The 9,901-nt window shown below is 72.1% G+C and carries 10 protein-coding genes; all 10 read left to right on the top strand.

The annotated features are described in order from the left end of the window. A partial coding sequence (rfaE2, locus tag D7V97_RS33705; RefSeq protein ID WP_120614724.1) for a D-glycero-beta-D-manno-heptose 1-phosphate adenylyltransferase occupies window positions 1-607 on the top strand: 607 nt, incomplete at its 5' end. Window positions 608-610: 3 nt separating this feature from the next. Then, the gene (locus tag D7V97_RS33700; protein ID WP_120614722.1) at window positions 611-1,825 is read left to right on the top strand and encodes an FAD-dependent oxidoreductase; all 1,215 of its coding nucleotides are present in this window, start codon (window positions 611-613) and stop codon (window positions 1,823-1,825) included. After that, window positions 1,816-2,406: an HAD-IIIA family hydrolase gene (locus tag D7V97_RS33695; protein ID WP_120614721.1), complete on the top strand. Its 591-nt coding sequence runs from the start codon at window positions 1,816-1,818 to the stop codon at window positions 2,404-2,406. The genes D7V97_RS33700 and D7V97_RS33695 overlap by 10 nt, the downstream gene beginning before the upstream one ends. Further along, window positions 2,391-3,056 (top strand): SIS domain-containing protein, encoded by a 666-nt coding sequence (locus D7V97_RS33690; RefSeq protein WP_199729025.1) that lies wholly within the window; start codon window positions 2,391-2,393, stop codon window positions 3,054-3,056. The genes D7V97_RS33695 and D7V97_RS33690 overlap by 16 nt, the downstream gene beginning before the upstream one ends. Next, window positions 3,046-3,897 carry an inositol monophosphatase family protein gene (locus D7V97_RS33685; RefSeq protein ID WP_120614720.1) on the top strand — a complete coding sequence of 284 codons (852 nt, stop codon included), beginning with the start codon at window positions 3,046-3,048 and terminating at the stop codon, window positions 3,895-3,897. Before D7V97_RS33690 ends, D7V97_RS33685 begins: the two co-directional genes overlap by 11 nt. Further along, window positions 3,894-4,481 carry a hypothetical protein gene (locus D7V97_RS33680; protein ID WP_120614719.1) on the top strand — a complete coding sequence of 196 codons (588 nt, stop codon included), beginning with the start codon at window positions 3,894-3,896 and terminating at the stop codon, window positions 4,479-4,481. The genes D7V97_RS33685 and D7V97_RS33680 overlap by 4 nt, the downstream gene beginning before the upstream one ends. 10 nt (window positions 4,482-4,491) lie before the next feature. Then, the gene (locus D7V97_RS33675) at window positions 4,492-5,817 is read left to right on the top strand and encodes an aspartate aminotransferase family protein (protein ID WP_120614718.1); all 1,326 of its coding nucleotides are present in this window, start codon (window positions 4,492-4,494) and stop codon (window positions 5,815-5,817) included. Between the two features lie 18 nt (window positions 5,818-5,835). Next, window positions 5,836-6,900 carry a glycosyltransferase family 9 protein gene (locus D7V97_RS33670; protein WP_120614717.1) on the top strand — a complete coding sequence of 355 codons (1,065 nt, stop codon included), beginning with the start codon at window positions 5,836-5,838 and terminating at the stop codon, window positions 6,898-6,900. Between the two features lie 29 nt (window positions 6,901-6,929). Continuing rightward, window positions 6,930-8,618: an FAD-dependent oxidoreductase gene (locus D7V97_RS33665; protein ID WP_158623512.1), complete on the top strand. Its 1,689-nt coding sequence runs from the start codon at window positions 6,930-6,932 to the stop codon at window positions 8,616-8,618. Continuing rightward, a complete protein-coding gene (gene mtnK / locus D7V97_RS33660) occupies window positions 8,609-9,901 on the top strand; it encodes an S-methyl-5-thioribose kinase (RefSeq protein ID WP_120614715.1) in 1,293 nt (430 codons plus the stop codon). Before D7V97_RS33665 ends, mtnK begins: the two co-directional genes overlap by 10 nt.

Raw genomic sequence — 9,901 nt, 5'->3', positions numbered from 1 at the left:
AGATGAGTATAAGAGCCAGGTCGTGGGCCGGCCCGGCACCTGCGCGGCCACCCTTCCGGAGCTGCGGCGGGCGGTGGCGGGGCCGCGCGGGCCGGGGCGCGGCGTCGTCACGGAGGCGCACCTGCTGGAGCTCGTGCGCGATGCCCGCGCGCGAGGGGAGACCGTGGCCCTGACGCTCGGCTGCTTCGACATCCTGCACGCCGGGCACGTGGCCTACCTGGAGCAGATGGCGGGGCTGGCGGACCGGCTCATCATCGCGGTCAACGACGATGACTCCGTGCGACGGTTGAAGGGCCCGGCCCGGCCCCTCAACCCCCTGGCGCAGCGCATGCGCGTGCTCGCGGGGCTCGCGGCCGTGGACTGGGTGGTGCCCTTCAGCGAGGACACCCCGGAGCGGCTGGTGTGCAGCGTCGTCCCCGACGTCCTCGTGAAGGGCGGCGACTACCGCCCGGAGCAGATCCCCGGCCAGCGCTGTGTCCGTGAGGCGGGGGGCCGCGTGCTCGTGCTCGACTACGTGGAGGGCTGCTCGACGACGGGGCTGGTGGCGCGCATCCAGGAGCGCAACGGCGCACCGAAGCGCGGCCCCGAAGCCGCGGGGCCGGGGTGAGCCATGGCCCCGAGCGCCCTCATCGAAGACCTCCGCGCGGACGTGGCCATCCTGGGCGGTGGCATCACGGGGCTGTGGCTGCTGGCGCACCTGCGCGGGCGGGGCTACTCCGCCGTGCTGTGCGAGGGCCGGGCGCTCGGGGCGGGGCAGACGCTCGCCTCGCAAGGCATCATCCACGGGGGCATCAAGTACGCGCTCACCGGCACGCTGTCGGAAGCAAGCCGCGCGCTGGCCCACATGCCGGCCCGCTGGCGCGCCTGTCTCCGGGGAGAGACGGCGCCGGACCTGCGCGGGGCCCGGCTGCTGTCGTCACACCAGTACCTGGTCTCCGGCTCGCGGCTGACCGGGTTCTTCGCCAGCCGGCTGCTCCAGGGCCGGGTGTCTCCCGTCGGTGCCGGGCAGATCCCGGAGTCGTTCGCCGCGGCCCTCGGCGCTTCCGCGCGGGGGGGCGTGTATCAACTGGACGAGCCCGTGGTGGACGTGCGGTCCGTCATCGCGGAGCTGGGTCGCGCGCATGCGGAGGCGCTGCTGGAGGTGGATCCGGAAGGGACGCGGCTGATCCACGACGCCGGCGACGTCACCGGGCTGGAGGTGCGCGCTCGCGATGGGCGGCGGCTGCGGATCCTCAGCGAACGGGTGGTGCTGTGCGCGGGGGCGGGCAACGAGGCCCTGGGGCGGCTCCTGCCTTCGGGGGCCGCGCCGATGCAGCGGCGGCCCCTGTGCATGGTGATGCTGCGCGGCGCGCTGCCGGCGCTCTATGCGCACTGGCTGGGGACCGCGGCCTCGCCGCGCGTCACCGTCACCAGCCACCACGACGCCCAGGGCACGCCGGTCTGGTACGTGGGCGGCGAAGTGGCGGAGTCCGGCGTGGACCGCGAGCCGGAGGCGCAGGTGCGCCGGGCCCGGGACGAGCTGTCGCGGGTGCTGCCCGGCGTGGACCTGTCGGCCTGTGCTGGCGCGGTGCTCGCGGTGGACCGGGCGGAGGGGCGACATGCGTCGGGGAAGCGCCCGGACGGCCCGGTGCTGGCGCGGACCGGCGCGGTGACGCAGGTGTGGCCCACCAAGCTCGCCTTCGCGCCACGCGTCGCGGAGCAGGTGGAGGCGCAGCTCGCAGGCGCGGGGACGCGGCCCGGCCGCTGCCCCATGCCCTGCACGGAAGGCTGGCCCCGTCCGGCGCTCGCGCCCCTTCCCTGGGACGAGGTGCGCGCATGGTGCTGAGTCCTTCCACCGGGCGGCCCTTCGTCCTGCTCGACCGGGACGGCACGCTCATCGAGGAGCGGGGCTACCTGCGCGACGTGGAGCAGGTCCGGCTGCTCCCCCGAACCGTCAGCGGCCTGCGCAGGTTCCGGGAGCTGGGGTTGGGGCTGGTCCTGGTCACCAACCAGTCCGGTGTCGCGCGGGGCTACTTCGACCTGAAGCGCGTCGACGAGGTGCATGCGCGGGTGCGCGCGCTGCTCGCGCAAGAGGGCCTGCACCTGGATGGCATCTACGTCTGTCCCCACCTGCCCGAGGCTGGCTGTGCGTGCCGCAAGCCGAGCCCGGGGCTGGGGCTCCAGGCGGCGGCGGAGCTGGGCATCGACCTGTCGCGCAGCTTCGTGGTGGGGGACACGCCCGGTGACGTCGCCTGGGGCGAGCGCCTGGGCGCGACAAGCCTGCTGGTCCGCACGGGCCACGGCGCCCGCGTGGACGTCGCGCGGCTGCCCCAGCCCACGCGGGCCGTTGACGACCTGTTGCACGCCGCGGAGTTCGTCCAGCGGCGCATGGCATCCACCGGAGGGGGAAGATGGAACTGGAGCTGACGCTGGAAGCAGGCGAGGGCCGCACCGAAGCGGGGACCCGCCTCGTGAGGCAGCACGTGCTGGGCAGCATCGACGTCAAGCAGCGGCTGCTGGTGGACTGCGAGCGGGAGATCCAACAGGCGGCGGGCCTGCTGTCCCAGGCGCTGCGGTCCGGAGGCAAGGTGCTGCTCTGCGGCAACGGGGGCAGCGCCGCGGACTGCCAGCACCTCGCGGCGGAGTTCGTCAGCGCGCTGAGCCACGACTTCGAACGGCCGGGCCTCGCGGCCATCGCGCTGACGACGGACACGTCCCTCATCACCGCGCACGCCAACGACTTCGGCTTCAGCCACATCTTCGAGCGGCAGGTGCAGGCGCTGGGCCGCCCCGGGGACGTGCTCATCGGCATCAGCACCAGCGGCGAGTCGGAGAACGTGGTCCGCGCCTTCCGCTGCGCGCGGCTCCAGGGCCTGCGGACGGTGGCCCTCACGGGCAGCGGCGGCGGCAGGCTGCTGGCGCTCGGGGACGTCTGTGTCCGCGTGCCCAGCACCAACGTGCAGCACGTCCAGGAGTGCCACATCACCATCGCGCACCTGCTGTGCATGCTGGTGGAGAGCGGGCTGATGGCCCCGCCGGTGGCCGCCGCGGGATGGGGCGTGGGCCATGGGAAGTGACACCCGGGACAGCGGCGTGGAGACGCGCTCGCTCTGGCGCTTCCTCGCCGGGGAGCTGGCGCCGCTCTGGTCGCGGCTGCTGGAGGGGTCGCTCGGGGCGCCGGGCGCGAAGGCGGACGGAGACCTGGTGTACGGCGTCATCGACGAGCTGCGCGAGCGCACGTCCGACTTCCTCTCGCGCCGCTACCCGGGCCTCCCCCTCAACGAGGAGGGGCTGTCCCGGTGGCCGCCCGCCGGGGACTGCCTGGCGGTGGACCTGGTGGATGGGACGAACAGCCTGCTGCTCGGCGCGCCCCTCTTCGGCCTCCAGTTCGCCAGCATCGTGGGTGGCCGCGTGGAGGAGGCGGTCATCTTCCTGCCCTCGGAGGAGCGGCTCGGCGGCTCGGGCCTCCACGTGAGCCGGCGCGGCGCCGGGGCGTACGTGGTGCTGCGCGGGGAGACGGAGCTGCGGCTGCGCGTCTCGCCGGTGCGGGAGCTGGCGAAGGCCTCCATCGCGTTCGACGGAACGACGCCCACGGTGGGCGCCCTCTACCACCCACCGCTGGTGGCGGCCGTCACGCGGATCCGCAACTTCGGCGCCTTCTGCTGGGCCGGCACCCGGCTGGTGCGCGGCGCCCACCTCCCGGTGAGCGTGGATGCCATCGTCGCCATCGGCAACAAGCCCTGGGACCACCTGCCGTCCATCGGGCTGGTGGAGGAGGCCGGAGGGCAGGTGACGTGCTTCGACGGCTCGCCGCACTCGCTCGCGCACTGCACGGAGCTCGTCTTCTCCAACGGGCACCTCCACGCGGAGCTGCTCGGCCACCTGCGCGGCGCGGGGCTGTCGCGGAGGGGCACGTGAGCGTGCGGGCCAAAGACACGCACGTCACCGTGCTCTGCGGCTGGCCGCTGTCCGGCAAGAGCGAGACGGCGGCGCTGCTCGGCCGCGAGCTTGGCGCGCACGTCGTGGACATCGACGTGCTGGCCCACGCGGGCATCGGTCCACCGGAAGCGGACTGGTGGACGAGCGACGCGGGACGACAGCGCAACCTCAACCGGATGGCGATGGCCTACGAGCTGCTCCACCAGGCGGTGCGCGTCCACCTGGAGGTCGCCGAACCGAAGCGCTCGCTCGTCGTCGTCTCCACCTACTCCCGGCCCGCGAGCTGGAAGTTCCTGGAGGCCGTGCTGGCGCCGCACCCGGAGGTCCGCTTCAAGGTGCTGTGGCTGCGGCCCGCGGACGACTCACCCGAGGCCGTGCGCGAGCTGCTGGGTCGCCGCGCCGCGGCCGGCTACCGCGGCGGGTGCACGACGCCGGCCGAGTACTTCGACGTCAAGGCGCGCTTCGTGCCGCCACCGTCGCCCCACCGGGTGCTCGACACCTGGTTCCGCCACACGCCCGAGGCCTGCGCACAGCGGGCGCTCGACTACGTCCTTGAGCCTTGAGGGGGTCACCATGCTGTTCCATCGCAGGTTCGAGCACCGCTATCCGCGAATCGTCCGGGGCCACGGGGCCTATCTCCATGACGACGAGGGCCATGCCTACCTCGACGCCGTGGGAGGCGCGGGGGTGGCCATCCTGGGCCATGGCCTGGAGGCGCTGGCCACGCAGGCCGCCGAGTCGATGCGACACGTCAGCTACCTGCACGGCACGCAGTTCACCACGCCGGAGCTGGAGGCCTACGGCGAGCGACTGGTGGCGCTGGCGCCGGACAACATCTCCCATGTGCTGCTGATGGGGAGCGGCTCGGACGCGGTGGAGACCGCCATCAAGCTGGCCTACCAGTACTACGTCGGGAAGACGGGCACCCGGCGCAAGCGCAAGGTGATCGCCACGCAGCCCGGCTACCACGGCGCCACGGGCCTCGCGCTGGCGGTGACGGGCAAGCCGAGGGACCGGCTGCTGTTCCAGGGACTGCTGCACGAGCAGTGCTTCGTCCCCGCGCCGGATGGCTACCGGCGGCCGGAGTCCGGCGAGGCCTGCGCGGAGGCGCTGGAGCGGAAGATTGTCGAAGAGGGGCCGGAGGACTGTCTGGCCTTCATCGTCGAGCCCGTCATTGGCGCGTCCATGGGCATCGGGGTGCCGCCGCCCGGCTACCTCCAGCGGGTGCGCGAAATCTGTGACCGCCATGACATCGCGCTCATCTGCGACGAGGTGATGTGTGGCTTTGGTCGCTGTGGGGCGTGGTTCGCCTCCTCCCTCTTCGACGTCAAGCCGGACATCATCATCCAGGGCAAGGGGATGGCGGCCGGGCTGGTTCCGCTGTCCGCCGTCTACGCCAGCCGCACCCTCGTGGAAGGCGTCCACCGGGACGGCGGCAACTTCACCCATGGCTTCACCTTCACCAACCATGCGCTGTCCGCGGCCATTGGCCTGCGGGTGCTGGAGGAGGTGGAGCGCCAGGGGCTGCTCGCCCACGTGCGACGTCAGGGGGAGGTGCTGCGCGAGCGACTGCGGGAGCTGACCGCGTTCTCCTGGGTCGACGACGTGCGCGGGCTGGGCCTGTTCTGTGGCTTCGAGCTGGTCGCGGACAAGGCCACCCGGCGCGCGTTTCCCCGCTCGGCGAAGCTGGCGGAGCGGGTGTTGCAGCGGGCCATGGCCCGGGGTGGGAACTTCTACTTCTCCATCGGCTACCTGCCAGACGGCACCGGCGACTCCATCCTCGTGATGCCGCCGTACAACGTCACCTCCGCGGAGCTGGAGCACCTGGTGGCCATCCTGCGCGACACGCTCACGGACCTGGATCCGGAGGTCCAGGCGCTGTCGCGGTCCGCCGCGTAGCGCCCGGCAAAGGCACCCATGGACATCCGGACCGACTGTCTGCACTTCAATGGCTACAAACCCTGCGGGCCGCACAAGGAGCGCGGCACCCACTGCGAGGGCTGCACGGACCACCGGCCCGCTGGCGGCAACGTGCTCATCATCAAGCTCCAGGCCGCGGGCGAGGTGGTGCGCAACACCCCGCTCCTGCGGGCCATCCAACGCCAGCACCCGGGCGCGCGGATCTTCTGGCTCACGAACCACCCGGAGCTGATTCCCAGACGGGAGGTCTTCAAGGTCCTCCGCTTCGACCTCGCCGGCATGTTGACGGTGCTGGACGTGAAGTTCGACCTCCTGCTGTCCCTGGACAAGGACGTGGAGGCCTGCGCGCTGGCGAACCGCGTGGACGCCCGGGTGAAGAAGGGCTTCACCCAGAAGGACGGCGTCATCCTCCCGTTCGACGAGGACAGCCGGCGCAAGTGGCGGACCGGCGTGTTCGACGACCTGATGAAGGCCAATCGCAAGCACTATGTCGAAGAGCTGTTCGAGCTCTGCGGCTACACCTTCCAGGGCGAGGAGTACCTGCTGCCGGACTTCGAGGTCCCCTCGGTGCCGCTCGCCCCGGGCAAGCAGGTGGTGATGCTCAACACGGGCGCCGGGAGCCAGTGGAAGCCCCGGCTCTACTCCCCGGCGCGTTGGACCGTGCTCGCCCGGAGCCTGAAGGCCTCCGGCCGCGAGGTCGTGCTCGTGGGCGGGCCGGAGGAGCACGCGCGCAACGAGGAGATCTCCCGGGCGGCGGACGTGCACTACTTCGGCGTGCAGCCCTTCGCCGGGTTCATCGGGCTGCTGAGCCTCGCGGACGTGGTGGTTACCTCGGTGACCTTCGCCTTCCACGCGGCCGTGGGGCTGCACAAGCGCATCGTCCTGTTGAACAACACCTTCAACAAACATGAGTTCTTCATGTACGGGCGCGGCACGGTCCTGGAGCCCGAGGTGCCGTGTCTCATGTGCTACAAGCAGGACTTCGACGCGCGCTGTGTCCAGCGGGACTGTATGGATTTGATCTCCCCGGAGCGCATCCTCCGCGCGGTGGGGGAGGTCTGAGCCTGGACGCCACCGGCCCCCACGAAGAGGTGGACGTCGCCATCGTCGGTGGGGGCGTGGGCGGCTGCTATCTCGGCTATCGCCTCGCGCACGGAGGCCGGGAGGGCTTGAAGACAGGCCTGTACGAAGCCTCCGGACGCATCGGAGGCAGGCTCTGGTCCGTGGAACTGCCGGGCCTGCCGGGTGTCCGCGCGGAGCTGGGCGGGATGCGCTTCCACGCGCAGCTCCATCTGGTGGCCGACCTCATCCGTCACCTGGGATTGGACTCGCAGGTGGAGGACTTCCACTTCGGGCAGCCGGAGAACCTCACCTACGTGCGCGGCCGCCCCTTCCGGCAGCGGGAGCTGACGGCGGAAGCGCTCGCGCGGGACCCGGGCGCGGTGCCCTACCGGCTGCGTCCCTCCGAGCAGGGCCTGGGCCCCGCGGAGCTGGAGGCGCGGGTGGTGGAGGCCGCGCTGCCCGGCTTCACGGCCCTGCGCGCGCGCTACCACGAGGCCTTCGAAGGGCAGCGTTGGGACGAAGCCGGAGCGATGGAAGCGGAGTACGCGCGACGCAAGGACGAGGCCCGGCTCGACGGCGCGCGCCTGCACGAGCTGTCGTGGTGGACCGTGCTGACGCTGGTGCTGGGACAGGAGGCGATTCGACTTCTGCAGGATACGGGCGGGTACGACGGCCTCGCCGCCAACGGCAACGCAGCGGACTGGCTGGAGGTCCTCTTCCATGCGCCCCCGTCCGGCCGCTACCAATGCCTCTCCGGAGGCTTCGACGCGCTGCCTCGCGCGCTTCACGAGCGCTACCTCGCGGCCGGAGGGAAGAGCCGATTCTTCCACCGCCTCCGGCGCATCGACCGGACCGTCGGACCGGAGGGCGGCAGGGCGTATGAGCTGGTCTTCGATTGCAGCGACGGCCCCCACGCGGAGGGCCCGGGGGGAGTTCGCCGCGTGCGGGCCCGGAGTGTGCTGCTGGCCCTGCCCCAGCAGGCCCTGATGCGGTTGGAGCCGGACACCTTCCTCCTCCAGGACCGCGCGTTGCGGCGCAACCTGGAGGCGGTGCGTGGCGTGGCGGCGGTGAAGCTGTTCCTCGCGTATGCCTTTCCCTGGTGGGAGCGCACGGGGGCCTCGAAGGGGCGCAGCACCACCGACCTTCCGCTGCGCCAGCTCTGGTACTGGCGCGGAACGACGGCGGGCGCGTCAGGTCCCGGGCTGCTCCTGGCCGCCTACGCCACTGGGACGGACGCGGAGTACTGGAGCAGCCTGCGCTCCGGCGAGCCCTTCCCCGACGCGCCCGGAAGCTCCGGCCCCTTCACGCTCCCCGCCGAAGCGCCCGCCAGCCGGCGCATGGTGGAGCGCGCCCACGCACAGCTGCTGGAGCTCCACGGCATCGAGGACGCGCCGCCGCCCCTCGCCGCCCGCTGCCAGGACTGGTCCGAGCCGCCGCACGGCGCGGGCTGGCACGTGTGGCGCGAGCACGTCGTCTCGCGCGAGGTCATCCCCGCCATCCGCCAGCCCCTCGCTGACGAGGACGTCTTCATCGTCAGCGATTGCTGGTCGCATGACCCGGGCTCGGTCCATGGCTCGCTGGGCATGGCGGAGTGCACGCTGCAGGACCACCTGGGGCTGGCCTGGCCGTCCTGGTTGCGCCGCGAGGGCACCCGCCTGGGGCCTCGCGGGACGAAGGCAGAACCCCTTTCAGCAGCAGGAGGAACACCATGGCGTTGAGCGTCCCCGAAGGCTACGAACCGCTCCAGGCCCAGCGCCTGCCCGGCTATCTCGCGGGCATCGCGCACCTCGCCGCGAGGCTGGGAGGCCGTCCCGAACACTGGCGGGTCCAGGAGGTCAGCGACGGAAACGTGAACCAGGTGTTCCGCGTCCACGGGCCGGACGGCGACGTGTGCGTGAAGCAATCCCTGCCTTATGTGCGGCTGGTGGGCGAATCCTGGCCGCTGACGCTGGAGCGGATCCACTTCGAACACCTCGCCCTGCTCGAACACGGGCGGCACACCGGACGGCGCGTACCGGAGGTCCTCCATTACGACGCGCGCCTCTTCCTCCTCGTCGTGGAGTGTCTGACGCCGCACCTCATCCTCCGCGAGGGGATGACCGCGGGCCTTCGCTACCCACGCCTCGCCGGGCATCTGGCGGACTTCCTGGCGCGGTCGCTGTTCTTCACCTCCAGCCTGGCGCTGCCGGCGGAGGCGAAGAAGGCCGGCGTGGCGGCCTTCTGCGCGAACACGGCGATGTGCCGCATCATGGAGGACATGGTGTTCACCGAGCCGTACCAGGTGCACCCGCGCAACCGCTGGACGTCCCCCGCGCTGGACGGGCTGGCGGCGGAGGTCCGCGAGGACGTGCCGCTGAAGCTCGCGGCCTCCCGGCTGAAGCGCCACTACCTGGACACGACCGAGGCGCTCCTCCACGGCGACCTGCACACCGGCTCCATCATGGTCACGCAGGAGGACACGCGGATCATCGACCAGGAGTTCGCCTTCTACGGGCCCATGGCCTTCGACGTGGGCTCGCTGCTCGCCCACCTGTTGCTCAACTTCTTCAGCCAGGACGGGCACTCCACCGCCGAAGCGCCGAGGGACGCCTACGCGTCCTGGGTGCTGGAGACGGTGGAGGCCTGGTGGTCCTCCTTCCACGACACCTTCCTCCAACTGTGGGAGGAGCAGGGCCACGGTGCCGGGGACCCATCCGCGCTGTTCACCACCCCGACCGGGCGGGCGGCGCTCCAGGCGGAGCGGCGGGCCTTCCTCCAGCGGCTCTGGGAGCAGGGCGTGGCGTACGCCGGGGCGGAGCTGCTGCGGCGCATCTTCGGCCTGGCGCACACGCTGGACCTGGAGCGCATCCAGGACGTGGACCGCCGCGCCACCTGTGAAGCCCGCTGCGTCCAGCTCGCCCGGAGTCTGCTCGTCGAGCCCGGGCGCTACCGGTCCGTCTTCGACGTCACCGCGGCGGCCCGCGAGGTGGGGGCAGGCGCGCCGCGGAGGCAGGTGGGGTAG

Source organism: Corallococcus sp. CA053C, assembly GCF_003611675.1.
Taxonomy (GTDB): Bacteria; Myxococcota; Myxococcia; order Myxococcales; family Myxococcaceae; genus Corallococcus.
This window is presented reverse-complemented; position numbering and strand designations above follow the sequence as displayed.